The organism is Flectobacillus roseus (assembly GCF_030056595.1).
Lineage (GTDB): Bacteria > Bacteroidota > Bacteroidia > Cytophagales > Spirosomataceae > Flectobacillus > Flectobacillus roseus.
In genome coordinates, this window is record NZ_JASHIF010000008.1 from 175,513 (window position 1) to 199,811 (window position 24,299).

Annotated in this window: 19 protein-coding genes; 12 read left to right on the forward strand and 7 right to left on the reverse strand. The window is 37.7% G+C overall.

What is annotated here, in order from left to right:
* Positions 1-270: 270 nt before the first annotated feature.
* From QM524_RS09695 to QM524_RS09735, 9 genes are all read left to right on the forward strand, one after another.
* Positions 271-690 carry a hypothetical protein gene (locus tag QM524_RS09695; protein WP_283344414.1) on the forward strand — a complete coding sequence of 140 codons (420 nt, stop codon included), beginning with the start codon at positions 271-273 and terminating at the stop codon, positions 688-690.
* Between the two features lie 277 nt (positions 691-967).
* A complete protein-coding gene (locus tag QM524_RS09700; protein ID WP_283344415.1) occupies positions 968-1,483 on the forward strand; it encodes a hypothetical protein in 516 nt (171 codons plus the stop codon).
* 253 nt (positions 1,484-1,736) lie between these two features.
* Positions 1,737-2,261 (forward strand): DUF6630 family protein, encoded by a 525-nt coding sequence (locus tag QM524_RS09705; RefSeq protein WP_283344416.1) that lies wholly within the window; start codon positions 1,737-1,739, stop codon positions 2,259-2,261.
* Positions 2,262-2,296: 35 nt separating this feature from the next.
* A complete protein-coding gene (locus tag QM524_RS09710) occupies positions 2,297-3,040 on the forward strand; it encodes a helix-turn-helix domain-containing protein (protein WP_283344417.1) in 744 nt (247 codons plus the stop codon).
* A 59-nt stretch (positions 3,041-3,099) separates the two neighbouring features.
* Positions 3,100-3,372 (forward strand): hypothetical protein, encoded by a 273-nt coding sequence (locus tag QM524_RS09715; protein ID WP_229363134.1) that lies wholly within the window; start codon positions 3,100-3,102, stop codon positions 3,370-3,372.
* 359 nt (positions 3,373-3,731) lie between these two features.
* Positions 3,732-4,184, forward strand: a complete 453-nt coding sequence (locus QM524_RS09720; protein WP_283344418.1) for an SRPBCC family protein — start codon at positions 3,732-3,734, stop codon at positions 4,182-4,184.
* 313 nt (positions 4,185-4,497) lie between these two features.
* Positions 4,498-7,611 (forward strand): SusC/RagA family TonB-linked outer membrane protein, encoded by a 3,114-nt coding sequence (locus tag QM524_RS09725; RefSeq protein WP_283344419.1) that lies wholly within the window; start codon positions 4,498-4,500, stop codon positions 7,609-7,611.
* A 311-nt stretch (positions 7,612-7,922) separates the two neighbouring features.
* Positions 7,923-9,452 (forward strand): RagB/SusD family nutrient uptake outer membrane protein, encoded by a 1,530-nt coding sequence (locus QM524_RS09730; RefSeq protein ID WP_283344420.1) that lies wholly within the window; start codon positions 7,923-7,925, stop codon positions 9,450-9,452.
* 336 nt (positions 9,453-9,788) lie between these two features.
* Positions 9,789-10,661 (forward strand): glycoside hydrolase family 16 protein, encoded by an 873-nt coding sequence (locus tag QM524_RS09735; RefSeq protein ID WP_283344421.1) that lies wholly within the window; start codon positions 9,789-9,791, stop codon positions 10,659-10,661.
* Positions 10,662-10,804: 143 nt separating this feature from the next.
* On the opposite strand, the gene QM524_RS09740 is transcribed toward QM524_RS09735, so the two are convergent.
* Complete coding sequence (locus QM524_RS09740; RefSeq protein ID WP_283344422.1) at positions 10,805-13,696, reverse strand: triple tyrosine motif-containing protein; 2,892 nt, start codon at positions 13,694-13,696, stop codon at positions 10,805-10,807.
* A 399-nt stretch (positions 13,697-14,095) separates the two neighbouring features.
* Between QM524_RS09740 and QM524_RS09745 the strand changes: the two genes are divergently transcribed.
* From QM524_RS09745 to QM524_RS09755, 3 genes are all read left to right on the forward strand, one after another.
* Positions 14,096-15,808, forward strand: coding sequence for a cellulase family glycosylhydrolase (locus tag QM524_RS09745; protein WP_283344423.1), 1,713 nt, complete (start codon positions 14,096-14,098; stop codon positions 15,806-15,808).
* 89 nt (positions 15,809-15,897) lie between these two features.
* A complete protein-coding gene (locus tag QM524_RS09750; protein ID WP_283344424.1) occupies positions 15,898-16,782 on the forward strand; it encodes a pirin family protein in 885 nt (294 codons plus the stop codon).
* A gap of 327 nt (positions 16,783-17,109) precedes the next feature.
* A complete protein-coding gene (locus QM524_RS09755) occupies positions 17,110-17,601 on the forward strand; it encodes a DUF4199 domain-containing protein (protein ID WP_283344425.1) in 492 nt (163 codons plus the stop codon).
* 70 nt (positions 17,602-17,671) lie between these two features.
* Here QM524_RS09755 and nspC read toward each other — a convergent pair whose 3' ends face one another.
* From nspC to uxaC, 6 genes are all read right to left on the reverse strand, one after another.
* Entirely contained in the window at positions 17,672-18,805 is a 1,134-nt protein-coding gene (nspC, locus tag QM524_RS09760; protein WP_095164008.1) for a carboxynorspermidine decarboxylase, read from the reverse strand.
* Positions 18,806-19,016: 211 nt separating this feature from the next.
* On the reverse strand, positions 19,017-19,355 hold the full coding sequence (locus tag QM524_RS09765; protein ID WP_283344426.1) for a cupin domain-containing protein: 339 nt from the start codon (positions 19,353-19,355) through the stop codon (positions 19,017-19,019).
* Positions 19,356-19,757: 402 nt separating this feature from the next.
* A complete protein-coding gene (locus tag QM524_RS09770) occupies positions 19,758-21,041 on the reverse strand; it encodes an MFS transporter (RefSeq protein ID WP_283344427.1) in 1,284 nt (427 codons plus the stop codon).
* 5 nt (positions 21,042-21,046) lie between these two features.
* The gene (locus QM524_RS09775; RefSeq protein ID WP_166578865.1) at positions 21,047-21,715 is read right to left on the reverse strand and encodes a bifunctional 4-hydroxy-2-oxoglutarate aldolase/2-dehydro-3-deoxy-phosphogluconate aldolase; all 669 of its coding nucleotides are present in this window, start codon (positions 21,713-21,715) and stop codon (positions 21,047-21,049) included.
* 82 nt (positions 21,716-21,797) lie between these two features.
* Positions 21,798-22,820 carry a sugar kinase gene (locus tag QM524_RS09780; RefSeq protein ID WP_283344428.1) on the reverse strand — a complete coding sequence of 341 codons (1,023 nt, stop codon included), beginning with the start codon at positions 22,818-22,820 and terminating at the stop codon, positions 21,798-21,800.
* Between the two features lie 52 nt (positions 22,821-22,872).
* Entirely contained in the window at positions 22,873-24,273 is a 1,401-nt protein-coding gene (gene uxaC / locus QM524_RS09785) for a glucuronate isomerase (RefSeq protein WP_283344429.1), read from the reverse strand.
* Positions 24,274-24,299 lie beyond the last annotated feature (26 nt).

Consider the following 24,299-nt stretch of genomic DNA (forward strand, 5'->3'; position numbering starts at 1 on the left):
TTTATTGGATTTTTTCAGAAAACAATCATGGTATTAGCTCCGTAGGAGCGACAGTTTGGTAGGTAGTCGTGAATCCATTTCCTGACCTATTAAAAGAGCGCCGTAGGTGCGAAAGAATCTTGTTGGAAATAATATAACTATCATTCGAAAATAGTAAATTCAAAAACTGACATTTTAATATTCAGCATTCATGAATGTTTTTAAAAATATTTGAAGCTATATAAATCATTAAGTTATTTAAGAGCCGTATTGTTACAAAACTTGAAAATTATGAGAAACCTATTCAAAATAATATTGTTTTTCTCGTTTTACATCTCATCATGTAAAAATATTGACCAAGAACCTGAATATGGTTGTGAAAATATTGTACTCGAAAAGGTAGACTGGACCTATTGTGAAAATATTGAGAGATATGACTGGAGAAAATGCAATGATAATCGGGATACACTTACCATGAAATTTAAAGTGCGTTTAGAAAATATAAAAGGCATAATTACCCAAGAGGATGATTCGACTTTTTGTCTAAAACCAAATGGCTTAAATAGCCTTACACCGATAAATTTGCCTAAATGTTTCAAAATAGGTAATTTGAGAGTAGTTTTTAGCGGAGATATTAGAGTGGCACCAGGCTTGAATGAATCAAATTGTGGGGATTTATTTGAACTTACAAAAATAGAAATTGCTGAGTGAATTCTTTGAAGGTCAAGAATCTCCTCTAATCACACAAATGGTAATTTAGGAATTTAATCTATTTTGACATGACTTTTAGTGAGATAAACATACCAGACAAAAAAGTAAGCAGAGGCGAATACAAATTTCCTTTTATTCCACTAATACAAAATAAAATTCTCTAATGGCTCATTATTCATATACCTGAAGATTAGCACTAGAACCTTAATTTAGGAAAATCTAAGAGTATTTTGCAAAATAATCTTAACAACCACAGTCAGCAACTACACTTAAAAATATGTATGATCAAAATAAAGTAGATGAATTTTTCTTCCGTTCAGAAGAACTTATAGGAAAGGTTGACAAGGAAGAAGCTTTTAGTATTATTACCAAAGAAATTGAAGACTGTGAAGATCAATATTTCAATGAATATATTACAGTTTTAAGTCTAATTCGGAACGACAAAGTTCTCGATTGGATTGAAATCAATATTCATCGCACAGTTAATATAGGTCAAAATTGGGGACATTTGGTTGCAAGTTCATATTTAAGTTGGAGCAGAGCTGAAAAGTGGCTAAGCGCTGGACGACCTTTATGTTTAGTCGCATTGGACGGAATAATGTTTTGTACTACTGTTGGTGAAAGGCTCAATCAATCATTATGGATGCGAGAAATTCAACCCAAACTAATTGATAATCCCAAGCCCGAAATAGTAGCAACAAGACTTCAAAAGCATTTACAAATAGACAATACTCATCTTACAAAGACGATTATCAATAAAATAATTGAGAACCTATTCGATGCAAGGCAATAATTTGAATGGTTAACAAAATTTTGTCAAAAGTAAATATCTTTGATTAAACATTTTTGTTAAAATTGCTCCCTTTCAACCAAGACCTAGTCGTTAGCCCAACAACGGAAATCAAACACTTACCTATCAAGAAACTATTTCAATGCTTAAGAGAATTTGGTTTATTATTATCTACCCATTCACCTTGCTGTATCATTTTTTTTCGTTCCCTTTTAAAGTTGGATATCTCATTCTGTCAGATAAAAAAAAGCGCAAGATGAAAACCAGCCCAAATGCTGATTTTGACATCCAACAAGTTGGCTATTTACTCTTTCCAGACTTAACTAGAAAGTTTGATGAGTTTTTAGAGCTCTACGCTACAGATAAAGTTAGTTTTCAAAAACAGTATCAAGAATTAAAGGTGAATAATATGGAGCTTTCTCCGTTAGAGTTAATCCAATCGTTTGGAAGCATAAATCAGAGATTAGGTTTAACTGATTGGAAAGGTGAAGAAAATGAATTTGAGATACAAGATTTCATTGATAAGCAAGTTCAGCAAAGTATTATATGGAAAAATTCAGATGCTTTAAGAAAGTCGGTAATGCTAAACAAACAAAGGGATGGAAAATTTATTATACAACTGTTTCAGGCAATTGATTTAGATTTAAAGTCTATAAATGTTAGACTTCTGTTTCTAAAATTGGATTGGGACGCTTACGTTTTTTTGCCTGTGACAACGGGAACTTTCGATAAAATATTTAAAATGGCTCATCATCATTTTAAGAACGTATTTGAATTATAATTATCAAGCTGACACCTCAACCCCACCCCAAAAAAATGCCTAATCACAACCCACTACTACTAGCGCTAAAAGCTAAAAAGTCGAATGTTGAAATCCATAAACATGCGGCTTTTCAGATAGTTTTTACTGATGACTATCCCTTTAGTACCACACTCGAAAGTCAGGAGTATCCAGATATCTTTGGGTTTGTAATCAAACCTCAAGTAGCGCATGCCTGTGTGTGTAACCAAGGAAATGTAGTTATTCTAAATATCGAACCATATTCCATTTTGGGGAAGCTTATTGCGGAACAATTAGGTGATAAAAATGCTATTGTCTTTTACACTAAAGTTGAATTTCAACATTTTTTAGGTATGCAGGAGGGCGACTTTTCATTAGATAGATTGCTTGATTTGAATCTCCAAAACTCATTGATTCAGCCTTTGGATACCCGAATCAAGGACTCCATCACATTTATTCATAAGCATTTTAAAGTGGAAAACATCTCGACTCAGGATGTTGCTAATCATGTTTTCTTGTCCCCTTCTCGACTAGCCACATTGTTCAAACAACAAATAGGTAGCAGTATTAGCAAATACCTGTTGTGGACGAGATTGAGAAATGCGATTTTTCAAATTTTAACTGCGAAAGACAAAAATCTGACAACGATTGCTTTGGAAAGTGGTTTTTACGACTCTTCGCAAATGACTAAATATATGTACCAATTGTTTGGCATTTCACCTTCCAAACTGAAGCAAAAAAGTGATTTGATACAATTTTTAGCAATTGTGACTGCCTAATTTTATGGTACCAAATTTAGTAACCTAGAGCAATCATAACTTTTAAAATAACCTAAAAAATGTACAGAATCATTGTTTCAATCGCATTGTCGGATAGTGGAATCGACACCATCAAATCAACACCAGAACTTCCTAAAAAGGAAATGGAATATGTCCATCTTTGGAAGAACGAAGGTATTTTGGAAAGCTTTTATATTTCTGTAACCAAAAAAGAAGCGGTTCTCATTTTTAAAGACATCGACGAAACCAAGTGCAAGGAAATGATAGAGATACTGCCTTATTTTCCCTACATGTCAAAAGTTGAATACCTTGGGGTGGATAAGCAATTTTAATATCATGCTCCACCTTTTCCGAATAGGGTGCGACTTAAGTCGCACCCTATTCGGAAAAGGTGGAAGAGACATTTTTCAGTATTTCCCCAAAAATTTGGGATGACTCATTTTTTACATTATCGCTCTTTTTTCAATACCAAAGTCTCTTTTATCCTCTATCATACCCTCCTCCCCCCCTTCCAAATTGAAATCTACCAATAACCAATAATACAGTTTATTGCAGAATTTCAGGGCTAAAAACTTACCATTTATCAATTTATTCATTAAAAACTAGGGGGATTATTATTCATGAATAGAATAATTTCTCATATTAGGGGAAAAGTCACATACTACCTTTAACTTATTGCATCTACCTTGATATGATAAACAAAACAATTACGATCGAAACGCAATTGGCAGCAACACCTGAAACTGTTTGGGGCTTCTTGACAAATCCTAGTCTGCTAGCCGAATGGCTAATGCCCAACAACATTACGCCTGAAAAAGGTAGAGAATTCCAGTTTAAAACCAAATCACGAGTCAAACTTGGCTTTGAAGGATCAATCACCTGCCAAATTCTTAAACTAAAACAGCATTCTGAAATTAGCTACACTTGGCAGGGAATACTCTCCCGTGAACAACACAAACTAGAAACCACTGTTACTTGGACATTGCAAAGTCAATCTACTAATCAAACTATTTTGAAACTCAAACAAGATGGATTTATTGGCTTCAAAAACCTGATTCCTTACGCCGTTTTACTAAAGACTTGGCAACGGCTACTTTCTCAAAAATTACCCATTGCCATTGCTAAGTACCAAGCTGAAATTTAACGTTTGAATACGCTTATTATACATCACATCCATTCTCCTTACTTTATATTTTCCTCCACGCTTTTTAATACAAATTTTTCTACCATAAATGAATATTTCTTGTACTTTAACTTATCATGTTGTGGTAATGTTGGGGTAAAAAATGCCTTTAAAAGCCAAATTAAAGGTTTTGTAGTGGTAATGTAGTAACACCTAATTGGACTATTTGAAGTCCTTCCTCCTACTTTTGCAAAAGCGAAAAGCAGTTCGATAAGCCTATCACTATCGGATTAATCCAATTATTTTTCATTATACTCCAAAATGCTTTTGCAAAATGAACAAAAAACATCTACTAATTTTTAGTATTCTTTTACTTTTGGGTAGCGTAAATGTACTCCTAGCTCAAGGTATTAGAGTTACTGGTAAAGTTACCTCTAAAAACTCTGGAGAACCATTAATTGGCGCCAGTGTATCTATTATGGGAACAGCGAAGGCTACGATTACCGATTCGTTGGGGCGCTACAGTATTTCGGCAAACCAAGGAGCTATTTTGGTAGCCAATTATTTGGGCGCTTCGGCTCAAAGTGTGAGTGTCAAGGCCAATACAACCGTCATTAATTTTGTGATGGAGGAAGCCATCAACAAACTCGATGAAGTGGTTGTGGTAGGTTATGGTGCTCAAAAGAAAAGTGTGGTAACGGGTGCTATCTCATCGGTAAAGGCTTCTGACTTACAGACTATGCCTATCAACCGTGTTGAGGAAGCATTACAAGGTCGTACTTCGGGTTTAACGATTGCCTCTAGTTCTGGTCAGCCAGGCTCTGGGGCAACAGTACGTGTGCGTGGTGTAACAACACTCAATAACAACGATCCTCTTTGGGTAGTGGACGGAGTGGTAATCGACAATGGTGGTATTGGTTATTTGAATCAGTCAGACATCGAATCGATTGAAGTATTAAAAGATGCTGCGTCACAGGCAATTTATGGGGCACGCGCAGCCGCTGGGGTAATTTTGGTTACTACGAAAAAAGGAAAAGCGGGTAAGCTACAAGTGAGCTACAATGGTTTTTATGGTATTTCGTCACCTGCAAAAAAACTCAATTTGTTGAATGCTACACAGTATGCGACGATTCGCAATGAGGCTGCTGTAAATGCTGGTGCGCAACCTGTATATGCTAATCCTCAATCGTTTGGTACGGGTACTGACTGGCAAGCATTGATTTTTAATAATAGTGCTCGTCGTCAGAATCATGAGCTTAGTTTGAGTGGAGGTAGTGAGCGTTCTACTTATTATGCTTCTTTTGGTTATTTGGATCAGGAAGGTATTGTGGCTACAGATATTTCGAAATATACTCGTGCGAATATCCGTTTGAATAGCACGCACAAAATTTCAAAATATGTAACTTTTGGACAGAACTTAGGCTATGCACATGACAAATCTGTAGGTCTGGGAAATACAAACTCTGAGTTTGGAGGTCCTTTAAGTTCTGCCATCAACCTCGACCCTATTACTGCTGCTGTCATAACAGACCCATCTATATACAATGCTCCACCGTACACCAATACAGGGATTCGTCGTGATGCCAATGGTTTTCCTTATGGTATCTCTACAGCAGTGGGACAAGAGATGATTAACCCATTGGCGTATATCTCTACCCGTTTGGGCAATTATGGATGGAGTGATAACATTGTTGGAAATGCTTATTTGGAAATTAGTCCGATCCAAGGATTAAAAATCCGCTCAACAATTGGTTCGAAAGTAGCGTATTATGGCAATGAAAGCTTTACGCCTATTTCTTGGTTAAACTCGTCAAATATTACGTCACAAACTTCATATAACCGTGGTTTGAACTCTCGCTTTGATTGGAACTTAGAAAATACCGTTTCTTATACGCGTGATATTCAAAAACACAATGTAAGTGTATTGTTGGGTCAGGGTGCTTACTCTGAGAACAGAACCTATTCGACGAGTGTAACTTTCTATAATATCCCTGTAGATAATTTCAACGATGCGTCGATGAACTTCAAAGTACCAAACGACCAACGTTCTTCTGATTCTGGTGAAGGACAGTTACATAATGTATCCTCATTGTTTGCTCGTTTGAATTATAGTTTTGACGAAAAATATTTGATTCAAGGTCTAGTTCGTCGTGATGGTTCGTCTCGCTTTGGCGCTAATAACAAATATGGTATTTTCCCATCTATATCATTAGGTTGGGTTACTTCTCGTGAGGCATTTTTCCCAACAAATACTTTTGTCAACTTTATGAAAGTACGTGGTGGTTATGGAGTAGTAGGAAACGATGCGATTGGGGATTTTGCGTTCTTATCTACAATCGGAAGTGGTCGTAATTACGCTATTGGTAACTCTGGAAGCTATATTATTGGTTATAGTCCAAATGCGCCAGCCAACCCAGATTTAAAATGGGAACAAACGAGTCAAGCGAACATTGGTATAGATGCGACTTTGTTCAACAACCTCTCTGTGACTTTAGAATATTTCCAGAAAACAACGAAAAACATTCTTCAAAACCCACGTATTCCAAGTTATGTAGGCGCTATTTCAAACCCAGCAGCCAACGTGGCAGATATGCAAAATACAGGTTTTGAAATTGAATTAGGGTATCGTAAAAAAATCGGTCAGGTAAACTTCTCGGTAAATGGTAACGCTTCATTTATCAAAAACGAAGTAACAAACCTAGGAAACGGAATCACCTATTTGTCAGGTGGTCAGTCATTCCAATCGAGCACCTACCCTATTACTCGTACAGCCGTTGGCCAACCGATCAACTCATTCTTTGGCTTCCAGACTTTAGGCGTTTTCCAAAATCAGGGCGAAGTCGAAGCATATGCTAAAGATGGCAAAAAGATTCAGCCTAATGCCAAACCAGGCGATTTTAAATGGCAAGATACAGATGGTGATGGCGTCATTACAGAAAAAGACCGTGTGTTCTTGGGTAACCCAATGCCAACGGTAACCTATGGTTTTACGGTTAATTTAGGTTACAAAAACTTTGACTTTGTGTTATTTGGACAAGGTGCGGGCGGTAACAAAATCTTCCAAGGTTTACGTCGTTTGGACATTGCAAATGCTAACTGGTCAACCAAAGTTTTGGATCGTTGGACAGGCGAAGGTTCTACCAACAGCATGCCAAGAGTCGTAAATGGCGACCCAAATAAAAACTATGGTAACCCATCTAATTTCTACCTTGAAAATGGTGACTATTTCCGTATCAAAACACTTCAATTGGGTTATACTTTACCACAAACTATCTCAAGTAAATTGGGTTTGGGCAAGGCAAGATTCTATGTGATGAGTCAAAACCTTTTGACAATCACCAAATACAGTGGTTATGATCCTGAAATTGGCGGAGGTGTCATGAGTATCGACCGTGGTATCTATCCACAAGCACGTTCATGGATGGTAGGTTTAAATTTAGGATTTTAACAGAGGTTATCAGCTAAAAGTATATCAGTTATTGTAATTTATTCATAATCAATACGATAACATAAATTTACACGGCAGATATATCATTAAAATAACCTTTCCTTCTACTTAAGTTAGTGGGCAAAATAAAATTTAAGATTGTGCTTTCAGGTAACGGCTTTCGGCGGTGGGCTTTGAGGAAAAGCATGGCAGTGGTTATTAAAAAACATGTTAACACTCTTTGTCTTGTGCCTGATGCCTAGTGCCTAAACACATTGGTTAAATCTTATTATGCACGATCACTTAATACTTAACAACTAAAATTTAACAAGATGTCAGTAAAAAAATATATCGCAACATTACTCATTGGTAGCCAGTTGTTATCGGCTTGTACCACTGAATTTTTGGAGGTAACTCCCAAAGGAACCAACCTCGAAGCTAACTATTATCGTAATCAAACTGAAGCGTTCAACGGATTAGTGGCGGCATACGATGTGGTTGGTTGGCAAGGAGGCGGTTATGTCACCAAAGTGGGTGCTATGAATGCCGCGTCTGACGACCACTACGCTGGTGGTGGTGGACCTAATGATATTTCAGACTTTCAAGTCATCTCTAACTATACTTTAACCCCTGACCGTGGTCCACAGGGAGAATTATGGAGAAAAGGGTTTTCTGGTATCTTTCGTGCCAATACTATCCTTACCAAGCTCCCTGGCGTTCCAATGGACGAAACCTTGAAAAAGCGCTACACAGCTGAAGGAAAGTTTTTGAGAGCGTATTTTTATTTTGATTTAGTACGTCTTTTCAAAAATATTCCACTATTTACCAAACCTGTAGAAGCTAGCCAGATGTACAATGTAGTACAAGCTGCTCCTAGTGAAGTATATGCACAGATTGAGAAGGATATAAAAGAGGCATTAGCAGACCTTCCTGCTACCGTTCCAGTGGCTACTGAAGGTGGTCGTGCTACACAAGGTGCTGCTCATGCACTTTTGGGTAAAGTGTATTTGCAACAAGAGAAATTCACAGAGGCTGCTTCAGAATTTGCCCTCGTAAATGGCACACCTGGTGGTTCAAATCAGTATGGTTATAAGTTACTCAACAATTTTTCTGACCTTTGGAAAGTAACTAATAAATACAATAGCGAATCAATTTTTGAGATTGCCTATACCAATACTTCGGCAGGAAACTGGAACTGCGTAGCTTGTACAGAGGGGAATTTATTGAATATTTTGGTTGGTCCACGTGGCTATCGTTCACTAAAATCTGATGCTCCTGACTATGTTTCGGGCTGGAGCTTTTTAGTTGTAACACCAGATTTATTTAATGCCATGCATTATGACCCACGCTTAAATTCTACGATTGCGAACTTGGATAGTTTAGAGAAAAACGGGATTGCTGGCTACGAAAAAGGCTATATGAATACAGGTTATTTCTTGGAAAAATTTGCAGGTCGTAACTCATTCAAATGGACTGGCGCAGGTAATATGGAGTTGAATTTCCCACAAAATATGTACGAAATTCGCTTGGCGGATACATATTTGCTCGAAGCGGAAGCCTTAGTTAGAGGTGGTGGAGACTTAAAACGTGCGGCTACGTTGCTGAATGCCGTTCGTAATCGTGCCTACAAAAGCACAACTGGTAACATAGCAGCTACCCTCGAAAATATCATTAAAGAACGTCGTTTGGAGTTGGCTGGTGAAGGTCACCGTTGGTTTGACTTGGTACGTTGGAAAATTGCACCTCAAGTATTGGGAAGTCGTGGTTTCCAAGCTGGAAAACATGAAATTTTACCTATTCCTTTGTTAGAAATGGATAACACCAAAATCCAACAAAGCAAAGAATGGGGAGGTACAAAGTAGATTAATTGATAAACATTAGCTTAAAATACAAAAGAATTATATTACTCCCTAGTTCGAGACTAAGTCTCGGACTAGCTTTTGTTTCAGTTTATGAACTGTATAAAAAAATAAGTTCAAGAAAAAGTCTTGAACTAGGCATAAGTTGCCTTAGTACCTTCTAGTCCGAGACTAAGTCTCGGACTATCTTTTGTTCCAGTTTTAAACTGTATAAAAAAATAAGTCCAAGAAAAAGTCTTGAACTAGACATTTATTACATTCGTACTCTCTAGCTCGAGACTAGCTTTTTTTCTTCTCATCTTCAAATCTCCAAATTTTCAAATTATAACCCCTTTTTCTATGAAAAACATAGTCATAAAAAAAGCTATTGGCGCACTGTGCATTTTGGGTGTAAACACACTTTACTCCTGCTCAGGGCAACCCAAACCCACGCCTTCTCCTGTTGTGGTAACGATTCCTCCATTGGTAGATAAAGCTTGGGACTTTGAAACGACTCCCATTTGGGCAGATGAATTTGACTATGCTGGAGCACCCAATCCCAAGCTTTGGGACTATGATATTGGTGGAACAGGTTGGGGCAATAACGAACTTCAGTACTATACCAACAGCACCAACAATGCCTTGGTAAAGGATGGTAAACTCAGTATCATTGCCAGAAAAGAATCATTGGGAGGTAAAGATTATACCTCAACCAGATTAGTATCTCGACAAAAAGGGGATTTTCTCTATGGTCGTTTCGAAATCAAAGCGAAGCTTCCGAAAGGCTTAGGCACGTGGCCTGCTATTTGGATGCTTCCTACAGATTGGGCGTATGGTGGTTGGCCAAATTCTGGTGAAATTGACATTATGGAACATGTGGGTTATGACCCAAATGTCGTACATATTAGCACCCATTCTCTGGCATATTACTTCAAAATCAATACACAAAAAACTGCCGTTAAAACAATCCCCACTGCTATAACCGACTATCATTTGTATCGGGTAGATTGGACTCCTTATGCTATTCGAGGATATATTGACAATGAGAAGATTTTTGAATTTGTGAATGAAAACAAAAGTTATGCCGAATGGCCGTTTGATAAAAGATTCCATATTTTATTGAATCTTGCCATTGGTGGAGACTGGGGCGGTGCCAAAGGCGTAGACAATTCAATATTCCCTTGCCAAATGGATATTGATTATGTACGTGTTTACAAGATGATTGACAAATAACATAGGTATATACCCAATATGATTTGTCCATAACGCTACAGGTCTAACCTTTTTTCAATTTGAAAATTTGTTTGGAGACGTTGCATGCAACGTCTCTACAGGTTTTAATCCGAAATCCAGTATCCCAAATCTACAATCGAAATCTATTCTTCGTAAATACTCAGGAAATAGCTAAAGAAATTAACCTCAGAAGGTAGTTGTAGTTTCTTTCGTAAACGATACCTACTTACTTCAACACTTCTTGCAGAGATATTCATGAGTTGAGCAATTTCTTTGGTAGAAAGGTTCATTCTTAAATACGCACAAAGCTTTAGTTCACTTGGGCTTAGATTGGGGAAGCGCTCTTTGATGACCATCAAAAAATTACTATGAACACTATCGAAGTGCATCGAAAACTGGTTCCAATCGGTCTCAACTGTATTCTCATCGTCAACCGTTTTCATCATGCGTTTCAAATCTTCCTTGATTTCCTCCACATTGCCAGACTTATACATTTTACCCAAATCTTGTTTGAGCTTGGTCAGTAATTCCGCTTTTTGAACTAAATACATCGCTGAGGAAGCCAGTTCGGCATTTTTATGGATAATTTCTGCCTCTAATTTTTCATTTTTTAGGCTGACAATCTCTTTTTCATTTTTATCTAATTCCAATTGGTGCATATACATCAATTGCTTTTGTTCTTTTTGAAACGAGACTTGCTGGTCGATAAATTTTTGTTGTTGCCAACGAAACAATCTCCAAAAGGCAAGGAATAGCAGAAAAAGATAGAAAATATAAGCCCAGATAGTCAAATACCAAGGTGGCAATATAATCACTTGATAAGACGTAATGTCAGATTCTTGCCCCAAATTATTTCTTGCTTTTACCTTAAATAAATAGGTTCCTGCTGGCAATTGGGTATATTCTTTACTTGTCTTTTTGGTCCATGCCGACCATGTAGCATCAAAACCTTCTAACTGGCAAGCATATTCTACCGTTTGGAGTTGATGAAAAAGTGTAGAGGAATATTCGAATGTTAATCGGTCAAAATCACTGTCTATCTCGGTATTTTTTGCCTTCTCTGTACTTTTGATTCCACCGAAAAAGACACTATCTATTTTCCCCGAAGCACTAATTTCACTAATCAGCACATTTACCTTACTCAGCTTTTGTCGATACGCTTTGTAATTGATATGAAAAAAGCCTTTCTCCCCTCCTACGATAACATTTTCTAGATTCATGGGATTGATAAACTCAAAGCCCGAGACTAAACGATTATTTAATTCAGGAAAATAGATTACTTGTGGCTTATTGCTAGAGAAGTCCAAGACCCCAATTCTATTATCTGCGATAAACCAGACGTTTCCATCTTGGTCTTCTTTGAGATAATACATTTTCATTCCTTTAAAATAGGGCATTAATAAAGAACAAGGAACAAATTTGTCGGTATGAATATTGTATTCAAAAATGCCATTTTCAGAAGCAATTATCACCCTATTTTTAAGACGGTATACAAAGCTGTTATTCTCTGAAAGAGTCAAACCTTCTCGCGCACCGTATAACTTCACTTCTGTTTTTAAAGAATCCTTCATCGAAACTCTAAAAACACCTTTATAGGGGTGCGATGTCCAAATAGTTTTGTCATTATTGGGATCAATACAGACAAAACGAGAAGAAATATGAAAATTATCTACCCTTTTATCTACCGAAAATTGTCCATTTTTATAATTCCAAAACTTCAAACCATTGTAATTTCCTGCTACCAATCGAGCGGTAGGTTGCAAACTCGAAAGTGGCACAAAAGTCCAATACCCCCCATTATCATCTATTTTTTGAGCACTTTTTGCGTTTACTATATATGCTCCCTCATGATGCCCCATCAAGAGCTGACGATTAATGACTTGTAAATTCCATACTTGACCAGTCGAGTTAGGGACTTTTCGGAAGGCACTTTTTTCATAACTCAAATCACCCTGTTCCTTAATGGGCGCCACATACAAGCCGTTGGCAGTTCCCAAATACAAATTTCCTTGATACAAGGCCGAAGCATATCCTCCAGCATCAGCATCTTGCATAATCGAAATGCTTTTGATGGCATTGTTGGTCGCCACGAAGGCAATTCCGTTGTCTAAGCCCAACCAAAGATTTTTTTGTTTATCTAAAAAGCTACTGAGAATATTATTGTTATTTAGCCCTTCAGTTTTTGAAAAGTGTTGAATAAAATTTCCATGAATATCGATGATATAACAACCATTCAGGCTCGTCGAGAGCGCTATTTGAGTAGCATTAATTTGAACAGCATGATAGATACGATATTTGCTAATTTCGGTAATAAATGATGTAGCAAATGCTTGAACGCGCTGTGTATTTAGCCAATACAGCCCATTCTCAAAAGTTGAAATCAATGATAATTCCTTTGAAATAGGTACAATGGAGGTAACTAGCTGTTTGCCCAACAATTGCAAATCTGTACTAAAAGGTATCCATTGTCCATTTTCGAAATACAATAATCCTTTATCAAAATCTTGTGCGATTAGTTTTTCTGAACTTTTACCTAAAAAACGCCAGTGAGAAGAAGGTCTATACACCGAAATTTTATTGGCTTTGTATTCAAAAATGCGACTGCTAGAACGGAAAAAAACGGATTCTTTCCACACACAAACATTCCAAACATCATAAAAAGTTTGGTCTTTTTCAGGCAAGAGTTGCTTTAAAGAATGATATGCCAATACCCCATTTTCACTTGGACTGAAGTAGCCAATTTCATTTTCACCGCCCACATAAATCTTACCATCCGAAGCAATCGCCAAGGAACGAACTTTGGTTTTGGAAGGCAAATGATACTTTCGCCAATAGTTACCATCAAAAGTCAAAAGACCTTCATTATTAGCAAAATACATCCGTCCAGCAGCATCTTGTTGAATACCCCAGTTTTGCGTTCCAGCAAGATATTGATTTTTGGTATAGTTATTTATCTCTGGCAAACCAATGGTATTTTGCCCAAATGAGATAGATATGGAAAGAAGTAATATGATTGATAGGATTAGTCGGTTCATAAAACAATTACAGGCGATGTGTATATTTTAAGACAAATATCTGGCAAAAAGTCCAAAATATTATAGTTTTCTATCCTTATTGTCCTAATGTTGGGGTAATGTAGGGGCACAATTTTATTAATCCTGATAGAGTATTTCTACTTTTGACAAACAATTACTTTAGTACCTATTCCAATAAATATATCTGTAGTGTTTTAACCTTTACTCCTGTTTAAAATCTTGAAAATAAGTTTTGCTAATTTTTTATATATCCAATTTCTTTAAAAACTATAAATTCATTGTCATTATGATTTGGGTCTTCTGGCGTTAATTCTAGTTGGAGATTAGGGTTTTAATTCATAGTTAGCCCCAAAACATAAGGATTTAATAACCCTTCAGAACAAAACAGTGAAAAAGTGTATGTTAACTCTTGTCCTAGCGATTATCTCGGTAATCGCTCAGGCTCAAGGATTTTTGAAAGCTAAAGGAAAAATTATCACCGACTCGAACGGGAACAAGATAATCTTACGAGGCATGGGGCTGGGTGGCTGGATGTTGCAAGAAGGCTATATGTTTAAACTTGGAAATATTGGTCAGCAATATCAAATCAAAGCCCGAATTCAGGAGCTTGTTGGACAAGACGCCACTGATAAATTTTATCAACAATGGCTCGAAAAACATACCCAAAAAGCAGATATTGATTCAATGGCAGCATGGGGCTTCAACTCTATCAGGTTGCCGATGCACTATGATTTATATACCCTTTCGGTAGAAAAAGAACCCATTGCAGGACAAAACACGTGGATAGAAAAGGGTTTTGCCATGACTGATAGCCTATTATCTTGGTGCAAAGCCAATAAAATGTATTTGATTTTAGATTTACACGCAGCGCCTGGCGGACAAGGGAATGACTTAGCTATTTCTGATCGTAATCCTAGTTTGCCTTCCTTGTGGGAGAGTCGTGATAATCAATTAAAAGTAATTGCACTTTGGAAAAAGCTAGCAGAAAGATACGCCAACGAACCTTGGATTGGAGGTTATGACATTATCAACGAACCCAATTGGGGCTTTCAGGATGCAAAGGATTTTAGAGGAACAGAAGAAAAACTCAATCTTCCACTAAGAAACCTGATGATAGAAATTACGAAAGCCATCCGTGAGGTAGACAACAATCATATTATCATTATTGAAGGAAATGGTTTTGGGAATAATTACCGTGGAATTCTGCCTACGTGGGACAATAATATGGTATTGAGTTTTCACAAATATGGAAATTTTAATACCAAGGCCGCTATTCAAAATTTCTTGAATCTTAGAGAGGAATACAATGTACCGCTTTGGTTAGGCGAATCGGGCGAAAACTCTAACAACTGGTTTACTGAAGCGATCCGTTTGGTCGAATCCAATGATATTGGTTGGGCATGGTGGCAATCCAAGAAAATGGGAATTAATAACCCTTGGGAAATCAAAATAACGCCCTCTTACCAAAAGCTTTTGGATTACTGGAACAACAAAGGTCCTAAGCCGAGCAAAGAAGAAGCACAAACCTCTTTAGACGAACTTATTTCACTCATCCAACTTCCTAATAACCAACCCCACGCCGACGTGATTGATGCGATGTTTAGACAAGTAAAAGAGCATAAAGCTGTGGCTTTCAAAACACATCGCATCGGCTCATCGGTTACCATTCCTGCGGTTGATTTTGACTTAGGAGGGCAACGAATTGGGTATTATGATAAAGATACTGCTAGTTATCACTATACCCCAGGCGTCAATACACAAGGAAATCGGGGAAAAGCATATCGCAACGATGGTGTAGACATTCAATTAGAAGATGGGCAATATCAGGTATTTTCGATTGAAAATGATGAATGGTTGGGCTATACGATTGAGGTAGAAAAAGCCAAAAAATATCAAATAAATCTAGAAGTAGCCTCAAAAGAAGCAGAAGGTCAAATAGAAATATGGAGCAATGATCAATTGTTGTCTACTACAAAAATCAAACCTACAGGCAATGACAAAAATTGGAAATGGGTGAAAGCTGGTAATATCCCGTTAAATAAAGGTACCCAGCAGCTTCGAATCAAATTTGTGAAAGGAAATATTTTATTTAGAACTATCCAACTCAATTAATACTTAATAACCCTTCGTTCTATGTCGAGCCAGTTCATTTTTGGACTGGCTTATTTTTTGTAAAATAAGGCAAAAACTTATCTTTGTATATGTCAAATCTAAGCCATATTATCGAAGAAAGACCGCACGAAGTTGGGAACTTCTGGGTAGGTCGATTGCTTCCATTTCGTACCAAGCGAATGGTGGGTCCTTTTACTTTTATCGACCACATGGGGCCAACACAGCTCCAAGATTATGAAAACTTCGATGTCGGACCGCATCCTCACATTGGGTTGTCTACCCTCACCTATCTTTTTGAAGGCAGTATAATGCACAGAGACAGCCTAGGAACGCAGATGGAAATTCAACCAGGTGCAGTCAATTGGATGACCGCAGGCAACGGAATTGTTCACTCCGAGCGCACGCCAGATTATCTAAGAAATTCACCTAAATTTTTGCATGGATTACAAATATGGGTGGCATTACCCAAACATTTGGAACAAATGGAGCCTAGCTTTTTCCATGCCGAAGCCGACACTTTACCAGCATGGGAAGAAGATGGCGTACAATACAAACTCATTGCAGGCGAAGCCTTAGGGCATCAATCTCCCGTACCAGTATATAGTCCTCTTTTTTTACTAGAAATCAAATCTACAGCTAAAAAAACGGTCAAAATCGGTAGTTCTCTTTTTGGCGAGGCAGCCATGTATATTTTGGAGGGAAGTGTGGAAAGCGAAGGGAATGTGTATGAACCCAAAAGAATTCTAGTGGCCAAAGATGCTTCACTTTGTGAATTTACGATAGGTGAAAATACAACCATTTATATCTTTGGTGGAGAGCCATTTCCAGAAGAAAGATTTATGTTTTGGAATTTTGTAGCAAGTGATAAAGAAATGCTAGAAGAGGCTAAACAACGTTGGCAAGACCAGTTATTCCCCAAAATAGAAGGCGAAACAGGCTTTGTTCCTTTGCCTGTGATTGGAAAAGTTTCTTAAGTATTTATGATGAATTGCCTAGTTCGAGACTAAGTCTCGGACTAACTTTTGTTTCAGTTTATAAACTGATAAAAAAATAAGACTAAGTCTTGAACTAGGAAGTTATTTCATTAAATCAGAAGAGGTTATTGGTTAATCGTACAATTGTTATTTGAATACCCTCATAATCAAAACATTACAATCAAACTACACCTCAGACATTCAATTGATTTAATCCTTTCTGCTAATCATAAGTTAAACTCCGAAATCAGCAACCCCAAATAAGCAATTACTTGAAATCTTTCATATTTTAGTTTAACTTAAAGAGAAATAAAACTAAATCTCGATATGAAAGCTATCTCTACTGAAATCAAATGGGGTATTTATTTTTCGTTAATGACTCTGTTATGGATGACGCTCGAAAAAGTTGCGGGCTTGCACGATGTATATATCGACAAGCATCCGATTTATACCAACTTCATTGCTATTCCTGCCATAACGCTTTACGTATTTGCCCTTAGAGAAAAACGTTTCAAAGACTTTGGAGGTAATATGACCTACAAACAAGCTTTGATGAGTGGATTTTATATTACATTGGTGGTTACGATTTTGGCACCACTAACACAGTGGATTACGACGCATATCATCACACCAGAGTTTTTTCCAAATGTCATTCGATATGTCATTTCTCACAATATGATGACAAAGGAAGAAGCTTTGAATCAATTCAATGAGAAAAACTATATGATTCAGAGTGTCGTTGGTGCCCCGATTATGGGTATGATGACTACGGCTATTGTAGGCTTCTTTGTGAAAGGGACAAAGCAAGAAAGGGTTTAAACAATAATGTCAAAGCTTTGGGCTTTGACATTATTCAAAATTCTCTAAAAAGTAATTCCGTTACTCGAACTTACAATCTATCTTTAAAGCTTTCGTAACCAAAAGATTTAACCAATTCAAAAGTATCGTTTTCTCTCCAAATACCAATTGAAGGAAGGTTAACGCCATTGAAAGTCGTTGTCTTTACCATCGTGTAGTGAATCATGTCATCAAATACGATAGAATCTCCAATTTTCAATTCTTGGTCAAACGAGTAATCTCCATAAAAGTCACCTGCCAAACAAGTCATACCGCCAAAACGATATGTTGGTTTGCCCTCCACAGGTTCGTGGTGAGCTCCCAAAATTCTTGGTTTATAAGGCATTTCTAGGGTATCTGGCATGTGTGCTGCAAAACTCACATCCAAAATGGCAGCATTAATTCCCTGCGAATCAATGATATCCATCACCGTTGAGGTCAAATAACCTGTTCTCCAACCTACAGCCGAGCCAGGTTCTAGAATTATTTTTAGATGTGGAAAACGAGCTTTAAGGTTTTTCAACACAGAAATTAAATGCTCTGGCTCATAATCAGCACGAGTAATTAAGTGTCCTCCACCCAAGTTCAACCATTTAGCTTGTTCCAATAAATCGCCAAAACGTTCTACAATAGCGTTCAAAGTACGCTCTAATGTATATGAATCATTTTCGCAGAGGGTGTGTGAGTGCAAACCTTCAATACCTTCTGGCAAAGTATCTCCTAATTGATTACGAGTAATTCCCAATCGCGAACCAGCAATACATGGATTATACATATCTGTTTCAACCTCAGAGTATTGAGGGTTGATACGCAAACCGCAGCTAATACCATTAGCACGTGCTCTATCCCCAAAAGTATTATATTGATTCAACGAGTTGAAAGTGATATGGCTCGAATAAGACATCAATTCGTCAAATTCACGTTCCAAATAAGCGGGGGCATATACGTGAGCCTTCGCTTTCATTTCCTCAAAACAAAGACGGGCTTCGTTGAGTGAACTTGCCGTAGCACCAGCCAAATACTGACGTACCATTGGAAAAGTGCTATACATTGAAAAGCCTTTAAGCGCACAAATAATCTCGATTCCTGCTTGCTCCTGTACATATTTGAGAAGTGTAAGGTTCTTTCTCAAAAGTTGGTCTTCGATTACATAACAAGGCGAAGGAATTTGTGAAAAATCAATCATCTGATAAGATATTCTTGGTTGAAATGGTTTGTTGTTGAACTGAACTATTGGTTTCAATTGATAAACCTATTTTAACTAAATTAGTTCAGTACCCAATTGCTAATAAGGTGCAAAATTACCAAGAATCTATGAACCTTAGATTAAGAATTTGAAAAATGATGAAAATCAAAACAAAAGGGCGAAGATTTCGCCCTGAGTAACTAACAATATGTTAAACAAAATCTTCTCGAAACGGTGCAAATACATCCACCAACACTCCTACTTCCAAAGCCACTGCCCCGTGTACAATATGAGGCGGAATATAATAAGTATCGCCTTGTTTAAGCACTTCGGTTTTACCTTCAATGGTTATCTCAAAAGCTCCACTTTCGACATAGCTAATTTGCGTATGATAATGGCTATGCAACGAACCTACAGCACCTTTTTCGAAGGCTACTTTTACCATCATGACATTATTGTCATAGCTCATAATTTTACGACGTAACCCCTCACCTACTGTTTCCCAGGCAAGGTCTTCGTCATGAACAAATCTTTTTTCAAATTGTGACATAGCTGATTTAATTGTGAATTTTGAATGGTGAATAAGTAGTGACAGATGGGTTTCTCACAATTTCAGATTTGGGATTTCTGATTTCGGAGATAAAGTAAAATATCTTTATTTACCATGGAATATGGTCTTCTTACACTTCCGAAATCCAACATCCGATATCCGAAATAGTAACATTGCCCTTTTACAAAATTAGCCAGCAACACATACAAGCATCACTGGCTAATCCATTCACGTTTTTAACAAGATTTTATTAAGTTAATGGGCAAAGTAAAATTTAATTTTTGAGCTTTCGGCTTTCAGCTTTGAGCATTCGGCAAAATATATCTATCGTTAATAAAAAAACATTTTAACACTCTTTACCTATAGCCTAACACCTTAAATCAAACTTTGTCCACTTGCTTTTTACAATTCTACTTTCTCCATTTTCGGAGCAAACAAGTGCATTAAGCCCCATGCTAATAAATAGGCAAAACCGCACACAATAAAGATGATATTATAACCTGCTGTAATATTTCCAGCTTCTTTGTATGAATCCAAAATAGTACCTACCATTAATGGAAAAAGGATACCACCAACAGACCCAGCCATACCACCGATACCTACAACAGAAGAAACTGCTTTTTTAGGGAACATATCTGAAGCTGTCGTAAAAATGTTGGCACTCCACGCTTGGTGAGCCGCTGCCGCAATACTAATCAATACTACCGCTTGCCAAATATTTGAGCAATATTGAGCAGCCATAATTGGCACAACAGCCAAGGCAAAACTCAACATCGCAATTTTACGTGCTTTGAAAACTGGCCACCCTTTGTTGATCAAGAAACCAGATACATATCCACCACCGATACTACCAATAGTTGTTGCAGTATAAACAATAATAAGTTCTAATGATGGCTTTTTTAAGTCTAATTGGAAAGTCTCAGCAAAATATGAAGGCAACCAATACAAGAAGAACCACCAAATTGGGTCAGTTAACATTTTCCCAAAAACGAAAGCCCAAGTTTGACGAATACCGAACAATTGAGCCCATTTTACAGGTTTCTCATCCGATTCGGCAACTTCATCTTCATCACTCTGGATATAAGCTAATTCTTCAGGCGTAACAGATTTATGCGTTGTTGGCTTGTCGTAGCTCATTACCCAGAAAATCACCCAGATAAAACCTACACCACCCGTTACCATAAACGCCACTTGCCAACCCCAGACGGCCAAAATCCAAGGTACCATCAATGGTGCTACCACAGCACCGATATTAGCACCAGAGTTAAAAATACCCGTTGCTAATGCACGTTCTTTTTTAGGAAACCATTCAGCTACACTCTTGATAGCTGCAGGGAAGTTTCCTCCCTCGCCCAAGCCCAATAAAGCTCTGAATGCACCAAAACCAAAGGTACTGGTAGCAGCAGCAGTTAAAACACCTGCAGCACTCCACCAAATTACTGCTACCAAATAGCCTAATTTCGTACCAATTTTATCAATAATACTACCAGATAACACCAAACCAATCGCGTAAGCAGCTTGAAATGCCATCACTAGGTTACTATAATCTTTTTCATTCCAGTCAAATTCTTTTTCCAAGGTTGGCTTTAATAAAGCAATTACTTGGCGGTCAAGATAACTGATGGTTGTTGCAAAAAACAAAAGGGCTACAATGACCCAACGATAACTTCCTACCTTTTTTTCCATAGTTTTTATTTAGATAAGCTTGCCACCGTTTCCATCAAGCTAGCTACGGTTTGTTGAATTTGATTAAAATCTTTATTTGCTAAAACGGCACTTGGAAACAATTGTGAACCCATTCCAACAGCAGTTACACCTGCTTTAAACCATGTTGTAAGACTTTCAGTTGTAGGTTCTACTCCTCCTGTTACCATTACTTTCACCTTCGGCATTGGACCCTTCATAGATTTTACAAAACCTGGACCAACAACATTACCCGGGAAGATTTTAACCACAGTAGCACCTAATTCTGTTGCTTGATAAATTTCGTTCAAGGTACAAGCACCAGGGTACCAAGCAATATTTTTTTCTTGGCACAATGCACCAACTTCAGCAGTAGTGACAGGTTGTACCACAAAATCTGCGCCTACTTCAATAAACTTTGCAGCTTGTTCAGCTTTGAAAATTGTACCGATACCAATTGCCATATCTGGGCAATTTTCACGAATAAAAGGCACTAAAGCCGTAAAAGTTGCCAAGGCACTTTCACCACGATTAGTAAATTCAAATGCACGCATTCCACCATCGTAACAAGCTTTAATGATACCTTGTGTTAATGCTAAATCTTCATGATAAAAAACGGGAACAACGGGATAATTTGCGATGAGTTGATCAACCGTTGCACTATTAAAAAGGGCCATTTTATATTTCTTAATTAAAATTGAGAGGAACAATAAAAGATAATAGAAATCACCGAGATCATTTTCTCAGTGATTTCTATGCTTATAAAAACCTAGCCAGTAGATTTTCTACTTGATATACGCTTTGTTTGGTAGCATCGCCATACTCATTCAGCTTGCCAAATGCCGCTGCAGCTGCATAATTAATTACTTCTTGAGGTGATTTTTCATTGTATAAACCATAAATCAATCCTCCCATAAAACAGTCACCACTGCCTACCTTATCTACAACTTCATCAATTGTGAAAGTCGGAGAAACGTATTGTTGACCATTGGTAAAAAGTGTGGTATAATACAAAATGCCTTTCGGAGGAGCATCAAAACGGAACGTATGCGCTACCACAGAACATTGAGGGTATTGTTGTTGAATAGCTTCGGCAGTACGAATGCTATGCGCTAAATACTCTTCTTGTGTTGAATCGGGGTTGATACTTGCATCTACAGGAATACCCAATAGCCAATCAGCCGCCCAAATATTACCCATGATGACGTCGCAATATTTCGCCAAGCGAGGCATGATTTCGACAGGATGTTTGCCGTATTTCCAAAGCTTTGCACGATAGTTGAGGTCAACCGATACGGTAATACCCTTGCTTTTAGCAATTTTCAAAACCTCCTCACAGGCATCCACTACGTCTTCGTTCAAAGCTGGACTAATAGCACTGAAATGAAACCAAGAGACATTTTCGAGAATGCTATCCCAATCTACTTTACCGGGTGCTAAAGTCCAGAAAGCAGAATGAGCACGGTCATAAATTACGCCTGCATTTTTGAGGTCAGCACCTTGTGGAAGGTAATAAGTACCTATTCTGTCACCGAAGCAAGGCATTTTATCAGCAGAAATACCTTTTTCTTCAATATACTGCTTCAATTCAACCGAAAGCTGGTTGTCAGGCAATACACTTGTATATTGCACAGGCACATTCCAATTAGCTAAAGCTGTGGCTACGTTCAATTCGGCACCACCAACAAACACGGGCATTGTGGCATTTTTAATCCATTCACCACCCAACTGAGGAGAAAAACGTAAAAGAATCTCTCCAAAACAACACACTATTTTTTGCATATATCTATTTTAAAAAGCGGCTAGATACCTCTGAGATACCTAGCCGAGTCAATTAAAATCCGAAGTATTCTTTGGCGTTGTTGTAACAAATATCTTGAACCATCTTTCCAATCCAAGGAATATCGTTAGGTAATTCGCCATTTTCAACGTCGTTACCTAATATATTACATAAAATTCGTCTAAAATACTCATGACGAGGGAAAGAAAGAAAACTACGAGAGTCTGTCAACATACCTACAAAACGGCTCAACAAGCCCAAATTTGAAAGCGCATTGATTTGTTTTTCCATACCATCTTTCTGGTCGAGGAACCACCAACCAGAACCAAATTGGATTTTTCCAGCTACAGAACCATCATTGAAGTTACCAATCATAGTAGCCATCAATTCGTTATCACGAGGGTTCAAGTTGTAAAGGATAGTTTTAGCCAATTGGTTGTTTTCGTCTAATTTACCTAAAAATTTCGAAAGGGCTCTACCTTGGTCAAAATCACCAATTGAATCCCAACCAGTATCTGGGCCCAATTCACGCATCGCACGAAGGTTGTTGTTACGCAATGCACCTAAGTGAAATTGCTGAGTCCAGCCTTTTTCCCAGTCCCAAATAGCAAAATGGATCAACATTGCAGACTTGAACTTCAATTGTTCTTCTAAAGTCAACTCACTTCCTCCTTTGATTTTCAAGAAGATAGCAGCAATTTCATCTTCAGTATAATCTTCCGCATAAATTTGCTCAAGACCGTGGTCAGAGAGTTTGCCACCCATTTCAGCAAAGAAATCATGGCGCTCTTTCAAAGCACCTAGGTATTCTTCCAAAGTGGAAAGACTACGACCTACAACTGTTTCTAATTTTGCCACATAAGCCACAAAATTTGCCACATTCTCAACCGCCATTGCCTTATCTGGACGGAAAGTAGGCAATACTTTTACCTCAACACCATCAGCTTTGATTTTTTGGTGATATTCCAAAGAATCAATCGGGTCATCGGTTGTACATACCACTTTTACATTCATTTTATTCAACAAACCTCTCACCGAATATTCTGGTGTTTGAAGAAGGGCAGTACATTTTTCGTAAATATCCTTGGCAGTCGATGGATTCAAAATTTCATTTACCCCAAAATAACGCTGTAATTCGAGGTGGGTCCAGTGGTACAAAGGGTTACGCATGGTATAAGGTACCGTTGCTGCCCACTGTTCATATTTTTCATAATCCGACTTATCTCCAGTACAATAAGCTTCGTTGATGCCATTTGTACGCATAGCACGCCATTTGTAGTGATCGCCATACAACCAAATTTGGGCAAGGTTCTCAAATGACTTATCCTCCGCTATCTGGTCTGGTGGGAGATGGCAGTGGTAGTCAATAATTGGCATTTGCTTCGCATACTCATGATACAAAGTACGAGCTGTTTCAGTCTGTAATAGAAAATTGTCGTCTAAGAAGTTTTTCATCTTTTGAAATTGATAGTAGTTCAAAA